Below are 16,022 nucleotides of genomic sequence, written 5' to 3' on the forward strand. Positions count from 1 at the left end.
TTCCGGCGGTCGCACAGAACGGCCCGATTGTATTCGGATCCAGGGTGGTAGTTCAGAGCCGGCCGACGATCCGTTCCGGAGTGACCCGCACGGTGACCACCGGGATGTCGCCGTAGGTGGCCGCGGCGTCGGGATTGGATTCCGCGTAGGTCGCGCCGGTGTACTTCAGCGACAGCCGATCTCGCAGTTCGTGCCCGCCCTCGACCAGGGTGGCGGTGCCGTGGATCGCGGCATAGGTGTAGGGCTGCTCGGGCGGGCTGACCAGCACGCTGACTCGCCCGTCACGGCGCAGGTTGCGCTCCTTGCGACTGCCCGCGCCCACCGCGAAGAGAACGTCGTCGCCGTCGCGAAGGATCCACACCACCGACTGATGCGGGCTGCCGTCCGGCTGGATCGTGGCGACGGTGGCGAACACGGGCGAATCGAGGACCTGCCGCAATCGGGCCTCGGACACACCGAGCGCCGCTGGTTGCAGCCGGCCGAGCAGGCGCGTCGTCTCGCGGTACAGTCGCGCCGCCGCCGCGGTATCGAACGCGGGCCCGTGCACGTCCACGTGCTCGCCCTGCACGATCGCGGTGAGTGCGTCGCCCGGCGGGTTGTCCAGCACAGCCAGGATCGGGCCGATCGCCGTATCCACCGATTGCGCGGTGCGGCGCAGTATTTCGATCTGCGCCGCCATCTCGGCGTCGTAATCGCCGGACAGCGCGGTGTTCACCACCCCCGGATGCAGCAACACGTACCGCACCCTGGCCGATACCGGCCGGCGCGCGAACTCGATGCCGAGCAGATCGTTGAGCTGGCCGCCCTGGCTGAGGGCACGCAAACCGTGGTAATCGCGTTCGTGGCCGAGGTCGTCCCAGCGGATCTCGCTCGTACCGCTGCCCGGACCGCCCACATTCACGATGACCGGGTTCTCGGCCCGGTCCAGCAGGTCGATCAGTTCGTAGCTGAGCACGAATCGGCTCAGGTAGAACAGCGCGAAGGTGTACTCGAACCCTTCCGCGGTGACGAGCCGATCGGACCGGTAGTGCCGGGCACACAGCACCAGGGCGTCCAGCGTCGTGAACCGGGCCCGGATGGCCTCGATGGCACTGCGCGTGTCACCGAGGGAACTCAGATCCGCCGACACGAAATGCGCCCGGCCTTCCGCGCCCAGCGCTGCGGCGGCGTCGACAAACTCCTTGCCTTTCACCGGGTTTCGCCCGATGACCAAAACCGCGTCTCCTTCGGCCAGGCGCTCGAGAGCGACAGCCCGACCGATACCGTCGGTCCCACCGGCGACTACAACATGCTTCATAGCATCGAAGCTAACGCATCGGTCCATCACTGTCATCAGACAAGTACATACAATTGAACCAATCGGTAAACTCTGGAGCCCCGCCGGGCTATCTGGCCTGTCGCCGATACAGTGCCCGCTGCCATCCGCCTGAACTCGACCCGGCGGGCAACCGGTCCGTGTCCCGCCCACCCACCGTCGCGTTTTAGGCCTCCGGGTCCGCCCGCGAGTCCCAGCTCGCTCGGATTCCGGCACGGTGGATCTGTCGGTTCACGAAGCCACGCCGCCTCGGCGGGACGTAGTTCGGCACCGAATCGCATCGGCTACCGTCCTCCGGTGTCACAAAACGGCAGGGACCGGCGTCTTGTGGGTGACACAGTCAGCGTGAAGAGGAGCCACTTATGACCGGCACGTCGCAGAACGCGCCCGGAGCTCACGACCGGGGCACGAGCCAGGGCCACAACGCGAACCCCGCGACCGAGGCGTTTCTCGCTCACCGCAATCTGCTGTTCACCGTCGCCTACGAGATGCTCGGCTCGGCCGCCGACGCCGAAGACGTCCTGCAGGAGACCTGGCTGCGCTGGTCGGGCGTCGACCTCGGCACGGTGCGGGATCACCGCGCGTACCTGGTCCGGATCACCACTCGCCAAGCACTGGTCCGGCTGCGCACGCTCGGCCGGCGAAAAGAGTCCTACGTCGGGCCCTGGCTACCCGAACCGCTGCTCACCGCACCCGACGTGGCCGAGGACGTCGAACTGGCCGACAGCGTCTCGATGGCGATGCTGCTGGTGCTGGAGACGCTCACGCCGACCGAGCGGGCGGTGTTCGTGCTGCGCGAAGTGTTCGACGTCGGGTACGAGGAGATCGCGGACGCCGTCGGCAAGAGCCCGGCGGCGGTCCGCCAGATCGCGCATCGGGCGCGGGCGCACGTGGCCGCACGCCGACCGCGCGGGGTCGCTTCCCCGGCCGAGACCCGCGACGCGCTCGAGGCGTTCCAGCGGGCGGTCGAAACGGGCGACCTGCAACGACTGCTCGACATCCTCGCACCGGATGTCGTCCTGCTCGGTGACGGCGGCGGCGTCGTGCAGGCCCTGCCACGCCCCGTCGTGGGCGCAGGCCGGGTGGGCCGCGCGCTCACCATCGGGCTGCGCAGGTTCGCCGCCGCGGTGTCTCTGCGGCCGGCGCAAGTCAACGGCTGCCCGGCGCTGATCGTCCGCCTCGACGAGGACGTCGACTCCGTCTTGGCGGTGCGGGTCGACGACGGCCTCATCACCGGGATCTACGCCGTGCGCAATCCCGAAAAGCTCACGCGCATCGGGCAGGAGACAGCTCTGCGCCGCTGATGAGCCGTTGCCCGTCCGCGAATCAGCCACGGACCCGATCGCATCCGCCCGACGACTCCACAAGCCCAGCCTGGTCGTCTTCGACCAGCCGACACCCTCCGAGGACCAGCGACCGATGGACCCGCGACGGATCGAGCTCAACCGCAGGCACAGCCGGGAGATGGGTTCGCTGTTCCACCAGTTCCTCGACGCCCATCCGGACGTCGAATCCGAAGTCGGCACAGCACCGATGACGGACGCCCAAGAGGCCGCGTGGACCGCCTTCGGCGCCGCGCTGCCGGCTCGGCATCGGGCCGAGCGATCGGCGCTCGCGGCCGAGATCGACGCCGAGCAGCGACAGCGCGACGAGCGGTAGCTACGGCGCAACGACCGCACAGCCGTTCGAGGCCCGCAAGCCTGAGCGGGACAGAGGAATTGCCATGTGCGGCGCACGGAGGCGTCGCGTCCTCCGACGCCGTCGCCGAGGGATTCGCGGTGAGTGTCACACCTACCGACATCACGACGTGCAGTGCACGTGCAGGCCATATCTTCGGCAAATCGACCGCGCCGGAACGTCGTCCGCCCGCGCGGCGCATCGCCCGGAGTTGGCCGGAGCGGCGATGAGGTCACCGGCAGAGTAACTCCGAGTGAACGGCCGGTGCGATCCGAGCCCCCGCCGTATCCTGAATCGGTACGGAGAGCGGGGTGATGTGCAGACGACATACGCCATCGCCGCCTACCCGAAGTTCCACGTTCCCCGGCGCGTTCCCATCGCGCCGACGAATTATCCTCCCCCGCAATGGTTTCTGTATCGCCGGTGATGTCCGTCTCTTTCGGAGTCGCAGGCCGTCCCGAGTGATGCCACTTCGGCAGAAGGTCTCCCGCGGGGATTTTCGCGACCCCGTAGCAATCTTCCGAGCGATAGACCGCGAGTTGCCAAATGCGTTCTCAATATTGAGGATTCGCTATCGATTGCTACAATCAAAACGTGCACCGTTAGCATAGCTAATCAGTGGCAACACTCTGTCCGGCCCGCCCACCACCATGGCTCGCCCGGAGTTCCGCTGTCACTGAAACGGGCGCACGCTCCGTTGTCGGCAGTTCCAGGGAGTTTGCTATGGACAATCCGCACGTTCTGGTCATCGGCGGCGGCCCAGCCGGGTCGACCACCGCAGCCCTGCTCGCCAAGTCGGGGGTCCGGGTGACCCTCCTGGAACGAGATAAGTTCCCGCGCTATCACATCGGCGAAAGCCTGTTGGCGTCAGTGCTGTCGACACTGCGCCTCTCCGGCGCCTACGACGCGGTCGCCGCCCATGGCTTCCAGATCAAACGCGGCGGCCATTTCCAGTGGCAGAACGACAACTGGCTGCTGGACTGGTCCAAGCTCGTCGACGCGGAGGCCTGGTCGTGGCAGGTCCAGCGCGACGTCTTCGACGAGATACTGCTGCGCAACGCCGCCGAGCAAGGGGCGACGGTGATCGAGCACGCCACGGTCACCAATGTGCTGTTCGAGGGTGATCGCCCCACCGCCGTCGAATGGACCATCGAGGGTGACGACCAGGTCCATACCGTCGAGATCGACTTCCTCGTCGACGCCTCTGGACGGGCCGGTGTGCTGGCCAAAAAGCAACTCGTCGAGCGCCAGCAGCACCCGGCCTTCCGCAACGTGGCGGTCTGGTCGTATTGGGAAGGCGCACACCTACATCCGGACAGTCCGGAAGGTGCGATCAACGTCGTGTCCACCCCCGAGGGTGGCTGGTTCTGGAACATTCCGCTCTCGAACGGCCGCCACAGCGTCGGCTACGTCGTCTCCGCGCGCAAAGCCGCCCCGAAACTCCGTGAACAAGGACGCGAGGCGTACTACCTGGACACCCTCCGCGACAGCGCGGCCATGACCGAACTGCTCGACGGCGCGCGACAGGTCGCCGAAGTCAAGGCGGAGCAGGACTACTCCTACAGCTCGGACCGGTTCTGCGGTCCCGGCTGGGTCGTGGTCGGCGACGCGGCGTGCTTCCTCGATCCGCTGTTGTCCAGCGGCGTGCACCTGGCGACCTACTCGGGTCTGGTCGCGTCGGCGGCGATCGCCACCATCTTGCGCGGCGAGCTGAGCGAGGCCGACGCCCTCGGCTTCTACGAACATGCCTATCGCCGGGCATACACCCGGTTCCTGGTCCTGGTTTCCCGGATGTACGAGCAGTATGTCGGGTCGGAGGAATACTTCGCGCACGCGGGCAGCCTGACGACCGGGCACAGTGGCGACTCGAAGCAGGCTCAGTTCACCGAGATCATGGCGGGCCTCACCGACATGGACGAGTCCTCGGGTGCGCAGCAGCGCGCCGCGACCGAAACCATCGTCTCCGCGGCCGAACGACTCCATGACGAGTCGGCGAATCTCGAATACATGGGTCACCTGGATATGTCCGTCGTGTGGGATCATTGGCGTGATCCGCTGGCCGACACGACGACCGGCGAACTGCGCATCACGACCGACCCGGTGCTCGGCCTGACCGATCGCCCCAGGACGGACACGGAAATCGCCGCCGTGGCTCGCCCCGTTCTCCCGCCGACGGCGGCCGGCGCCACCACTCACTAGCGCCGGTTCGGTTCGGACTTCTCGTGACAACCACCGCACGGAGCCGGCCGTGACGATCACGCACACCGGCCCCGAACCACCGGGTGATTGCCCGCCCGGTGGTTCGGGTCTGCGTCAACCGGACGGGATCGAACGATTCGGCCACCCGGTGACCAGGATGCTGCTGGGCAGCGTCGGCTTCACCACCCCCGTGCTCGCGGCGATTCTGGGCACCGAACTGGACATTCGGGTACTGCGCCAGGACGACATCGCGGCCGGTCGGTTGCCGGGCACCGTCACCGATGCCTTGCGCGTATCCGGCGCCGATCGCGTCATCGTCCGCCGCTCGTGTCTGGTCAACCCCGATCTGGTCACCGCATCCGTCAACTACGTCGTCGCCGTGCGCGGACCCGCGGCCGCGTCCGGGGTGGACGATCTGCGGGTGCCCATCGGGTCCGGCCTGATTGCGCGCGGGATGTCACAGCGCCGGCATCTGCTGCGGACCGGCGTGACGAGATGGCCGGACGGCAGGATGTGCGCGGCACGGTCCTACGTCATGCTGCTCGGCGATCGGCCTCTCTGCTACATCCGGGAGTCGTTCAATCCCAGCGTTATTCCACCCACCTACGTCACCGCGACCGATGACGATCCGCCCTGGGCCGACGAACCCGAACGCGCGGAGCCGGGGGCGTTCACCCTTCGAACAGCACTCCCGGCGACGCAGGAGCCCACGGGCGACGAGCGGACGGACACCCCACCCACGACACTGTGGGGCCGCGTGCGGCGCTCGCGCCCCCTGCCTGTGCTGGTCCACCCGGACGAGTGCGATTCCCTCACCGCCGGTTTGGCCCGGGCAGCGCGCGGGCAGGGCTTCGTGCTGCACCTCGGTGGCGGCGACGGCCGATCCGCCGCAGGCGGTTCCCGCGCCGTCGATGCCCGCCGGGCGCTGATCTACGCCGCGGCGGCGGTCATGGCGCACGGCTCGGGTGAACCGGTCGTCGCCATCGAAGGAGCGGCCAGTCGATGTCCCGGACCCCACTGGATGCCGGAGGTACTCGGCCCCGCGGCGGCGTCTTTCGTCGGCGCTGCGACCGATGACGGAGGCGATCCGGCCGGCCGCAGGCCGCACCCGGTGCCGAACAGGTCCGTTGACGCGGCTCGGGACGGCCTGCGCGGCGATCGCCTGCCGCTCACGCTGTCTGTGAACATCCTGCGCCGCGCCGGGGATCGGTGCCATGACCCGGTGCGCCGCGACCTGCTCCGCGAGGTCGGTGGACTGTTGCCCCTCGCCGCGATCGCACCGCCGGGCGCTCACGAGCTGCACAGTTCGCTGGGGCCGCTACGCGTCTCGCGGGAACCGGTCCTGCCCTACGCGGACGCCGCTGCCCCGCCCAGCGCCCACCGGCGCGGGTGGGATCGTTCGGCACACCTGCTCTGGATCGGTGACGAGGCCCGCCCCGCCGCGCGCGCCCAGCTACGGTTCGCGGCCGGCCTCGGCAACCCGGTTGCCGTAGCGCTCGGTCCCACCACCACACCGCACGATGTCGAGTTCCTGTGCCGGACGTTGAATCCGCAAAGGCTACCCGGCAAACTCACCCTCGTTCCTCGGCTCAGCGCCGCCTGCACCCGTGACAAGCTCCCGGCCTTGTTGGATGCGGCTACCGCGTGCGGAACTCCGGTCTGCTGGGTGTTCGATCCGCTGCCGCCCGCCCCGCGTACCCGGCGTGGCCGCATACCCCTGCTCGGCGAGGTCGCCATCGACGGCATTCGCGCGTTCTTCCAGACCTGCCGGGCCACCGGCACCGCTCCCGGCGGCTTGCATCTCGAATGTGCGCCCGGCCTCGATCCGGCACAGACGCTGCACTGTGTCATCGCGGCGCTCGAGTCGAGGGCTGCCTGACCGATGGCGGTCCGCGCGCCACGGTCTCCCGTTCCGCGACGGGTCCGGAAAACCGGAGCCGGGCAGCGCGTCGCAAGTCCTCCGGCATCGGCCGTCCGTAGCGACAACCGGCAGCCGAGTCCCCCTGACTGGGAAGCATATTCGCGCATCCGTCCACTTCGGGTACTGTCCCACCCGGGTGCACTCGGCAAGTCGAGCTGCGCGGTTGGCAGATTGATGACAATTGAGCAGAATCACCGGTAAGTTCGCGGGTAGTCTCCACCGTTCCGGGCAGTTGCGGATTCACCCGCAGAGCCCGAATCCTGGCACCGGAGAACTCGTCCGGTATCGACGCCGTTGCCCACTCACTCAGGATCGCTACGCCAACTCACCTGCACTGATTCGATACCATCGCCTGCTGTCCCTCGCCGCAGACCGCGGTCCCGAGCGAAGGCGCATCCCAGCAAGAAAGAGCAGGGCCTCCTGCGCCACCCCAGCGGTCCTACGGAAGGCGCAATATAATTCAGGAATAATTTTGGTTCACTTGTGGAGTATCACAAATCCGTGTGATTTGCGATGTGATCGCTACGCTTTCGTTATTCTTCGGACGGGTACAGGTGAGGCGTCGGCCGGCCGGGGCGGCGCCGTGTTGGAGGTAGGCGTTTCCAGCCGTGAGCAAGTGGTCTGAACTACGCACGTCCGCTGTGGGACTGGTGCGGTCGAGTCAGCGCGATGTCCGTGGTCGAGTGAGTGTGCGGGTACGCCTGCTGGCGATCGTGCTCATCTCCAGCGTCACACTGCTCACTATCGGCGTCGGAGCGGCGGGCTATCTGGTGAAATCCGCTCGTGCGGCAGAGGAATGGGCGGAGCTGGCCAGTAGCACGACAGCGCCTGCCATTCTCATGGTGCAGGCGTTCCAGGAGGAACGCCGGTTGTCGCTGTTGTATCTGGCCGGTGATGCCGAGGTCTTGCCCGGGCTCGCCGCCGCACGGCAACGCTCGGACGCCGCGCTGGCGGCGGTGATCGACAAAGGCGATGCCGCCCGCAAACTCAATCCCGGCGGCTCGGCCTCGGATATCGAGGGCTACAACAAGCTGTTCGCCATGGTTCCCACGCTGCGCGCCGGGGTCGACGCGCAGCAGGCGCCACCGAACGATGTATTCCAAGTATTCAGCCAGGTCATCGGCACGATCGTCGCCGCGTCCATGCTCGCCGCCCGGGTAGCGCCGCAAGCCGACATCGCCATCGAACTCGGCAATGGCGTCGAGCCCCTGCGAGCAGCCGAGGCATTGTCGATGGCGGACACACTGGGAGCGGTGGCATTGACCCGCGGCGAACACACTCCCGCGCAACTGACCGAGTTCAACCGGCTGGTCGGCGAATTCCGCAGCCAGGTCGCCTATTCCAGCCGCGTACTGAAGGGCACCCGGCTCGCCCAGCTCGAGGAGATCACTGCCGGAGCGGCCTACCAGAAGGTGATCGCGATGCAGGACGCGGTGATGGTGCGAGGACCGGTGGAGGCGGGCACCGATTTCGAGGATTTCACTCGCTCCACGGACGGTACCGGCAGAACCCAGGGCGCCCGCTCGACAGCCACGACCGTGGCATTGCCCATGGGCGTCGCGGCCTGGCAGGATGCCTCCGGCCAGGTGGGCTCGGCGCTGCTGAAGCTGTGGGATTTCCAGAGCCGCGACGCGCACGACATCGCCCGCGAGCAAGGCGACCGGACCGCGCGGCAATCCCTGCTCGGCGGCGCGGCGGTGTTGCTCGTCGCGACCCTCGCCTTCGTCGCGGCACTGGTCCTGGCCAATCGCTTCATCGCGCGGATGCGCCGATTGCGGCGCGACACGTTGGAGCTGGCAGACCAACAGCTGCCCGATCTCATGCACAGGCTCGGCCGAGGCGAGAGCCTGGACTCCGAGAAGGAGCTCACCCGCCTCGATTTCGGTTCCGACGAACTGGGTCAGGTGGCCGACGCCTTCAACCGTGCGCACGTCGCGGCCGTGGCGGCCGCGGCGGCGGAGGCGAAGACCCGCGCGGGCGTCAACGCGGTGTTCCTCAACATCGCCCATCGCAGTCAGGTCGTGGTGCACCGCCAGCTCGCACTGCTCGACCAGGCCGAGCGCAAAGAGGAGAACGCCGACCAGCTCGAGCTGCTGTTCCAGCTGGACCACCTCGCGACGCGGGCCCGGCGCAACGCCGAGAACCTCATCATCCTCGGTGGCGAACAACCGGGTCGGCGCTGGCGCAAGCCGGTGCCGCTGCTGGACTTGGTCCGGGCCGCGGTCGCGGAAAGCCTCGACTACACCCGCATCCAGATCGGCCGGCTACCGGATATCCAGGTATCCAGTAACGCCGTAGCCGACCTGATCCATTTGATGGCCGAGCTGACCGACAATGCGACAGCCTTCTCACCCCCGCAGGCGCGCGTAGAGGTGACCGGCGTCGTGGTCGGGCGGGGTGTGGCAGTCGAGATCGTCGATCAGGGTCTGGGCATGTCGGACGCCGACTTCAGCGCGCGCAACGAACTGCTGTCCAACCCACCCGATTTCAGTGTGGTGACCTTGTCCAGCGAGACCCGGCTGGGCTTGTTCGTCGTCGCGAAGCTGGCCCACCGCCACGGCGTTTCGGTGCGACTGGGTGAATCGGTCTACGGCGGCGTCCGGGCCGTGGTGCTGCTTCCGAACGCCCTTTTGCAGACGCAGACGCGGCCGTACGAACAGAACGACGGCGGCCTCGTCGAATCCCCGGAGACACCGATGCCGGACAACCCATCGCCTCGGCCGTCTCCGGTGCAACGATCGGCATGGTTCACCCCGCCTTCCGAGCAGTCCCCCGCGCCGGGCACGCACAGCGAACGCCGTGGATTCGGCTCGGACGCCACACCGTATTCCGGCCCTGCCCCGGATAACCGGCCGCCGTTGCCACGTCGCCGCCGCCAATCCTCCGAGGAGCAGGCGGCGCCCCCCGCCGCCCCGGTGCGGCAGCGGACCGCCGACGAAGCACGCAATCTGATGAGTGCCATCGAGAACGGAACCCGCCAGGGACGCCGGAAGCGTCCCGACCTCGACTAGTCCGCGATCCACCCCACCATCGGAAGGCGACGATGACTACTTCCCAGGGAACCGGCTTCGGTTGGCTGCTCGACGAGCTGGTCACCGGACTGGTCGGAGCCCAGTCCGCGGTGCTGCTGTCCTCGGACGGGCTGCTGCTCGGCCATTCGAACCAGCTGGACAAGGCCGACGCCGAGCGGTTCAGCGCCATGGCTTCGGCGCTGCACAGCCTGTCGCGCAGCGTCGGTCACCATTTCGACGCCGGTGGCGTCTGCCAGACCGTGGTGGAACTCGACCGGGCGGTGCTGTTCGTCACCGCGGCGGGCGTCAACGCGTGCCTGGCGCTACTGGCGTCCGAGACCGCCGATATGGGTATGGTGGCCTACGAGATGAACCAAACGGTGCAGCGAGTCGGAACACATCTGTCGGTCGACACGCGCCCGCACCCACCCGCCTCGACACAGCCATGACTTATCCGCACGATCCCTGGTACGAAGAAGACGCCGGACCGTTGGTCCGGCTCTACGCCATCACGCGCGGCCGGGGTCGTGCCGCGCGACCGGAACTTAACCTGACCACCCAGGTGGTCGATGCCGCGCCCGGTACCGCGCTGCGGCGCACCGAGCCGGAATACGCCGCGATCGTGCAGTTGTGCCACACTCCGCAGTCGGTGGCCGAGGTGTCCGCGCGACTGCACCTGCCCCTGACGATGACGAAGGTCCTCGTCGGCGACCTGCTCGACGACGGCCGGCTGATCTGCCGGTCGCCCCAGCCCGCGATGGGGGCGGAGTCGGATCTCGGTCTGCTGCGCGCCGTGCTCGACGGCATTCGCGCGCTGTGACCGCACCGGCTCCGGCCGATGCTCAGGTCAGCTGCGCGGCAAGCCTTTTCGCGTTCATGTAGGCGATCGCCTCGATCGACACCATGGGGTTGACGCCCGACGCCGTGGGGAAGCAAGACGCGTCGGCGACGACGATGTTCGCCACTTCCCAGGTGGCGCCGTCCGGGTTGGTGGCCGAGTTCGCCGGCGAGCCGCCCATCCGGGCCGAACCCATGATGTGGAGCGCGCCGAGGGAACATTGCCCGGGGCCGTACCCGGCGGCCCGGCATGCGGCGGCGAACTCGGCGTGCGAGCCGCGCCGGCCCGGTTCGTAGGAGATGCCGGCCTGGTGCCCGGAAAAGATGCGGTGTGCGCCGGCCGCCTCCAGAATGCTCGCCGCACCCTCGATTCCGGTATGCAGATGGGCGGCGTCGTAGTCCGACAACCGGTACTCGACGATCGGCTCACCGCCGCGGTCGACGGACACGCTGCCCGGGTCACGGTCGCGCGTGATGATGCCGATCGCGTTCGATTTCGCGAAGTCGAGCATGGTGGCGCGATGGTTCTCGGCGCCGCGCCAGCTCATGAACCCGGTGGCGAGACCGGGATGGATCGGACCGGTTTCGTAGATCACGCCGTAGCCGTTGCCGTCCAGGTCGCTGTGCCTGCGGCAGATCCGGGTCTGCAAGCCGCCTTCCCACGGCCTGATCTCTTCGGAGAACACGCCGAACACCGCGGCCGCCGGGTGCAGGCGCAGGTAGCGGCCGATGTTGTCGTTGCGCAACCCGGAACGCCGCAGCAACGCCGGGGTCTGGATCGCGCCGGCCGACACCACGACCGCACGTGCGTGCACCTCGATCGCCACGCCGTCGGAGGTGACCGCCGAAACTCCCTGGGCCCGGCCGCCGCGCACGAGGATCCGCCGCACGTCGGCGTCCACGACGAGGCGGGCGCCCTGGTCGGCCGCGTCGGCGAGCCAGGTCTTGGTCACCGACTGCTTGGCGCCGAGCCGGCAGCCATATCCGCATCGACCGCACTCCACACCGGCGTCGCAGGCGTCGGTGACGTTGCGCGGCAACGTATCCACTTCCCAGCCCAGCGCCTCGGCGCCGCGCTCCAGAACGCCGTCGCGTGCGGACAACACCGAACGCCGATCGGTGACACCGAGGCGCCGCTGCACCACTTCGAGCGCCTCGTCGAATTCGGTCTCGGCGAACTGACCGGCGCCGAGCGCTGCCCACTCCGCCCGCACGTCCTGCGGCGTCGGCAACGAGGTGCTCCAGTTCACGACCGTCCCGCCACCGAGGCAGGTGCCCGCGACGAGGGTGATCTGACCTTCGGTGGACGCGGGCGGGCCCGGCGCGTACAGCTGCTGCAGTCCGCCGAGTTCGCCGGTACCGAAATCGCGGTCGTCGTAGTAGTTTCCGCGTTCCAGCACCACGACGTCGAGACCCGCTTCGGCCAGGACCGCCGCCGCGACACCGCCACCCGCACCGGATCCGACGACCACGACATCACACCGCAGTTCGGTGGTCTCGCTGCACCGCAGCGGCGTCAGCGCGGGCGCGGGCGCCGTCGGCAGCGGACCGGTCGGGGCCGGATAGCCGATCTCCTTCCACAGCGGATTGGCGCCCGCCGGGCCGGGAGTGATGTTGTAGGACAGCAGCGACGCCTGTTTGAGCGCTTGGAAGATCACCCGCACCGGCTCGAAGCGGGAATCGGCCAGCCGCAGGAGCGCTCGCTCCCGTTGCTGCTGCGACAAGCTGGAGAAGCGGCGCGGACCGCTGCCGGTGAGCAAGCCGGTCAGCCGGGAATCCCACAGGTTCAGCAGCGTGGCCAATTGCTTCTTCTCGGCCTCGCGCGGGTTTCGCCCCAGGATCTGGAAGACGGTGTCGACGGCGCCGAGTGCGCTCGCCGACGGCAGCGTCAACCCGTCGCCGGGGTTGAACGTGTCGCAGATCAGGTTCAGCGCCGCGCGTTGCTTGGCTGTTGGTTCCATGTCGAACAGTCCCCTTCGTTTCGCCGAGTGAGTTCTATCACAGGACGTGAACTACCACTAACTAAACGACTGTTTGCACTGGTCGTATCGTTACCAGACCGGAAAGAATGAGTGGACACATACTGCGACCTTCGACGCGCGAGCCGGACTTGGCGGCGGACGGGTGACGCGCCGAAGCCCCGTTCGTGCCGGAGGTTCATGCGGGAATGACGATCGCCGCCGCACAGCCGACCGCCAGGAACGCGTGGACGACCGAGACGAGCGCTCCGGCGAGTTCCATTGTCCGGTCCGCACCGGCCCGCGGCCGCGTCAGCGACCACCGGGTGAACGTTTGCTCGGCATGCACCGCGAGGCGCAGCAACTCGGCGCGATAAGACCCGAGCAGCGGTTGGTCGCATGCGCCCAGTGCTGCGGCGGTGAGGTGCGCGCAGCGGCCTATCGTCATCACGACCTCGAGCACCTCGTCCGGCACCGCCGTGATGACGTAGGCGTCCGCGAGGGCGGCCGCCACCCGCGTGCGTTCGACGACGCGGCCGAGCGCCCGGCCCAATTCGGACAGCCTCGCCCCCTCCGCCGCCCCCGCCCCGGACCCCAGGGCAGTGGTCAAGTTCGCGATCACCACGCTTGCCGTGTGCTCGACGCGGTGCAACCGGTCGAGAATCCCGGAGGCGTCGATCGGCGAGCAACCGAAATCCGCCAGGACCGTCGCCGCCTCGACCAGCGTCGCGGCCGCCGCACGGAAGTAGATGTCCGTTCCCGCACTCGCCGACAGCGTGCCCATGCCCACTCCCTTCGGGTAGAGACCCTCGATCAGCAGCCATCGCGCGGCGGTCCGATCCGGGTCAGGTTTGCCGCAAATATGCGTCAATGGGTCATAACATATCGCAGTATTTAGCAGGTAGATAGAAGAAATGACACAGAACAGTCATTCACTTAGATCACGGCGCCGCCGCGAGCGAACGCGGCGGATACGTCCAAGACCGTCCGACCGGCGTTGGTCCGCACATGCCGTCGCGGGCACGATGATGGAGCCGAGCCGATGTCCGTCGAGAGGATCGACCGATGTACCGTCCGAGTCGCTGTCTGGTCGCGGTCGTCGTCCTGTTCTGTGCCGCTGTCGGGTGCGGGGACACCGAGCCCGAACCGCGGCCTGCCCGGGGCGAGATCGTGTCGACGACCCCCTTGCTGAGCCTGCCGCTCGAACAGACCGCCGCGCTGCTGGCCGACGGCGGAATCCGGACGCCCGTCCGCAACGGTGTGGACGCGTTTCGCGTCGACTACCGCACGATCACCCCGGAGGGCGAACCGACCACCGCGAGCGGGCTGGTCGTGCTGCCGCGCACCGAGGCCGGGCGCCTGCGGGTGGTCAGCTACGAGCACGGGACCATGACGCTGAAAAGTGACGCGCCGTCGGTCGATACCCGTAACCTCCCCGACCGGCTGCGCGCGGTGATGTTCGCCGCGGCCGGCTACGCGGCGACGGCGCCGGACTATCTGGGCCTGGGGACCGGCCCAGGACCGCACCCCTACACCCACGCACCGTCGGAGGTCAGCGCGTCGGCCGACTTGCTGCGCGCGGCGCAATCCCTCGCCGCACGGCAACGCCGGGAGTTTGACCCGAACGTGCTGGTGACCGGTTTCTCCCAGGGCGGCCACGCCGCGATGGCGCTGGGCAAGGCGCTACAGGCCGGAACGATCCCGGGCTTCGGCGTCGCCGCGCTGGCCCCGATCAGCGGCCCCTACGACCTACGGCAGGTGCAGGCGCCGGCCGCGCTCGACGGCCGGGTCGTGCCGGGCGCGGCGGTCCTCTTCCTCTCGTATTGGATCACCTCGATGAACCGGATCCACCAGCTCTACGACGACCCGACCGAAGCTTTCCAGCAGCCCTACGCCGACAAAGTCGAAGAACTCTTCGACGGCTTCCACAGCGAGATCACCATCGTGACCTCGCTGGCGACCACACCCGGGCAACTGCTGACCGCGCGGTTCCTCGGCTTGGCCGCCGATCCGACCGGCGCCGCCGCGAAGGCGATCGCCGACAGCGACGGCACCTGCGACTGGACGCCTCGGGTGCCCGTCCAGCTCTACGCCTCCCGCGGCGACCGCGCCGTCCCGTACGCCAATACCGAGCACTGCCTGCGAGCCCTCGCCAGCCGCAACGCCACGCTGCGCGACGTGGGCGAGGTGGACCACGCCGGGACGGCCAGGGTTGCCCTTCCGGAGATTCTCAGCTGGTTCCAGCAACAGTTTCCGCCGAGCTGACGGCGCCGTAGCGGCAGGTCGCCGCGTGATCGGCGGTCAGTGCGAGTCGGCCGGTTGTGTCTTCGGCTCGAAGGGTGACTCGATCCGATCCATGACGATGCGGATGTCGAGGTTGGCGACCTCACCGGACGCGTCGAACTCGACATCGCCCGCGATACCGTGGCCGCTGAATTCCAGCCACCGGTAGTCGTCGAGGAATTCGGTGACCAGCCCGCGCCGGGTCAGGTAGCTGTGCACGGCACGCCGGTGATCCGTCAGTGGCAGTGCCCCGAATCCATAGGCCAGCACGCGAGCGAGGCCGGAGGCGGTCGGGGCGGGCAGCTCGAATGCCGGATGATCGATGAGAAACGCGACGCAGGCGCCATCGATGACCCCACAGTAGGAGCTCCAGCGGCCACAGACGATCTTCGCCGCGTCCGCCATCAGCCCGGCCACCTGATAGGGCTCCGGTGCCGCACCGTTGAGCACCACGGGCAGTTCGGCCGAACACAATTCGGCGACGCCGTATCGAAAGCCGAACTCGCGCACCGTCTGCGCCGAGCGCAGCAGCGACCGCGGGTAGCCCCAGGGATTGACCCATCCCCACAGCCACGACTCCGCGTCGGCCGTTCCGAGCAGGTGGACGTCGGTGCACACGATGGAGCGCTCGTCGCCGAGGAATTCGAGCCGGCGCCCTTCCAGGTCGGCTTCCCACACGTGTGCGCCCAGCACTTCTTCCAGGTGCAGTCGGTGCTCGAGCGACAGCAAGCCCGCGTCATCGAGAAGTCTCGTCAGTGGCACGGATTGGGACACCGAGTCAGCGTAGTCAACGCGGGCCGGTGGCCGCGCCTCCGACCGGA

General features: G+C 68.2%; 12 protein-coding genes. 8 read left to right on the forward strand and 4 right to left on the reverse strand.

The window, feature by feature from the left end:
- Nucleotides 1-52: 52 nt before the first annotated feature.
- Entirely contained in the window at nt 53-1,333 is a 1,281-nt protein-coding gene (locus LTT66_RS34170; RefSeq protein WP_233062615.1) for a TIGR03618 family F420-dependent PPOX class oxidoreductase, read from the reverse strand.
- Between the two features lie 344 nt (nt 1,334-1,677).
- Between LTT66_RS34170 and LTT66_RS34175 the strand changes: the two genes are divergently transcribed.
- The 7 genes from LTT66_RS34175 (at nt 1,678) to LTT66_RS34205 (ending at nt 10,943) form a co-directional block, all read left to right on the forward strand.
- The gene (locus LTT66_RS34175) at nt 1,678-2,619 is read left to right on the forward strand and encodes an RNA polymerase sigma-70 factor (protein WP_233062616.1); all 942 of its coding nucleotides are present in this window, start codon (nt 1,678-1,680) and stop codon (nt 2,617-2,619) included.
- Between the two features lie 115 nt (nt 2,620-2,734).
- Nucleotides 2,735-2,974 (forward strand): hypothetical protein, encoded by a 240-nt coding sequence (locus tag LTT66_RS34180; protein WP_233062617.1) that lies wholly within the window; start codon nt 2,735-2,737, stop codon nt 2,972-2,974.
- 741 nt (nt 2,975-3,715) lie between these two features.
- Nucleotides 3,716-5,191 carry an NAD(P)/FAD-dependent oxidoreductase gene (locus LTT66_RS34185; RefSeq protein WP_233062618.1) on the forward strand — a complete coding sequence of 492 codons (1,476 nt, stop codon included), beginning with the start codon at nt 3,716-3,718 and terminating at the stop codon, nt 5,189-5,191.
- Between the two features lie 49 nt (nt 5,192-5,240).
- Nucleotides 5,241-7,070: a 3-deoxy-7-phosphoheptulonate synthase gene (locus LTT66_RS34190; RefSeq protein ID WP_233062619.1), complete on the forward strand. Its 1,830-nt coding sequence runs from the start codon at nt 5,241-5,243 to the stop codon at nt 7,068-7,070.
- Between the two features lie 725 nt (nt 7,071-7,795).
- Nucleotides 7,796-10,123 carry a sensor histidine kinase gene (locus LTT66_RS34195; protein WP_233062620.1) on the forward strand — a complete coding sequence of 776 codons (2,328 nt, stop codon included), beginning with the start codon at nt 7,796-7,798 and terminating at the stop codon, nt 10,121-10,123.
- A gap of 32 nt (nt 10,124-10,155) precedes the next feature.
- Nucleotides 10,156-10,572, forward strand: a complete 417-nt coding sequence (locus LTT66_RS34200; protein ID WP_233062621.1) for a roadblock/LC7 domain-containing protein — start codon at nt 10,156-10,158, stop codon at nt 10,570-10,572.
- Nucleotides 10,569-10,943, forward strand: a complete 375-nt coding sequence (locus LTT66_RS34205) for a DUF742 domain-containing protein (RefSeq protein WP_181721174.1) — start codon at nt 10,569-10,571, stop codon at nt 10,941-10,943. The genes LTT66_RS34200 and LTT66_RS34205 overlap by 4 nt, the downstream gene beginning before the upstream one ends.
- Nucleotides 10,944-10,965: 22 nt before the next feature.
- On the opposite strand, the gene LTT66_RS34210 is transcribed toward LTT66_RS34205, so the two are convergent.
- Together LTT66_RS34210 and LTT66_RS34215 are read right to left on the reverse strand one after the other, a co-directional pair.
- Nucleotides 10,966-12,921: a GMC family oxidoreductase N-terminal domain-containing protein gene (locus tag LTT66_RS34210; RefSeq protein ID WP_233062622.1), complete on the reverse strand. Its 1,956-nt coding sequence runs from the start codon at nt 12,919-12,921 to the stop codon at nt 10,966-10,968.
- 196 nt (nt 12,922-13,117) lie between these two features.
- Nucleotides 13,118-13,789: a hypothetical protein gene (locus tag LTT66_RS34215; protein ID WP_233062623.1), complete on the reverse strand. Its 672-nt coding sequence runs from the start codon at nt 13,787-13,789 to the stop codon at nt 13,118-13,120.
- A gap of 194 nt (nt 13,790-13,983) precedes the next feature.
- Between LTT66_RS34215 and LTT66_RS34220 the strand changes: the two genes are divergently transcribed.
- Nucleotides 13,984-15,183 carry a lipase family protein gene (locus LTT66_RS34220; protein ID WP_233062624.1) on the forward strand — a complete coding sequence of 400 codons (1,200 nt, stop codon included), beginning with the start codon at nt 13,984-13,986 and terminating at the stop codon, nt 15,181-15,183.
- Nucleotides 15,184-15,219: 36 nt separating this feature from the next.
- Here the strand turns inward: LTT66_RS34220 and LTT66_RS34225 are convergent, their stop codons facing one another.
- Nucleotides 15,220-15,975, reverse strand: coding sequence for a DUF6882 domain-containing protein (locus LTT66_RS34225; protein ID WP_233062625.1), 756 nt, complete (start codon nt 15,973-15,975; stop codon nt 15,220-15,222).
- Nucleotides 15,976-16,022: the final 47 nt, after the last annotated feature.

It is taken from the genome of Nocardia gipuzkoensis, from assembly GCF_021183645.1.
GTDB classification, from domain to species: domain Bacteria; phylum Actinomycetota; class Actinomycetes; order Mycobacteriales; family Mycobacteriaceae; genus Nocardia; species Nocardia abscessus.